Annotated in this window: 1 pseudogene; it reads right to left on the reverse strand. The window is 37.2% G+C overall.

The annotated features are described in order from the left end of the window. Nucleotides 1-300, reverse strand: a pseudogene (locus tag STRDD10_RS11910) (ISL3 family transposase); the annotation flags it as partial. Nucleotides 301-471 lie beyond the last annotated feature (171 nt).

Genomic DNA, 471 nt, shown 5'->3' on the forward strand with positions numbered 1-471 from the left:
AGACAATATTTTGGCTCTTTGTCAACTCTAAGGACGAATTTCGTCCTTTCTTTTTTGATGTTTAGGACGATGAAAATTCGTTTTTTAAAGTCGTCAAAGTTCCGAAAACCCAAGGCATTGCGCTTGATAAGGATGAACCTGCTTAAAATTGTCCTCAATGAGTCCGAAGAATTTTTCAGGGTCCTTGTTCTGAAAGTGAAAAAGTAAGAGCTGATAGATATTGTAGTGGTATTTCAAGTCTTATGAATAGCTCAATAGTTTGTCAAGAGTCTCTTTATTCGTTAAGTTCATACGAAAAGTTACACTCAAAGTGGAACCCATTAAGCTTGCGAATGACGGTTGAAGTTGAAATGGCAGCTGGCGGTCATAGAAGCCTTTTCAATCAACTTTTGATCAATTTTTGGGTTGATGATACGAGGGATTTGGTGATTTTTCTTGACGATAGAAGTCTCAGCGACCATTATTTTAGAG

This window comes from Streptococcus sp. DD10, assembly GCF_001578805.1.
Lineage (GTDB): Bacteria > Bacillota > Bacilli > Lactobacillales > Streptococcaceae > Streptococcus.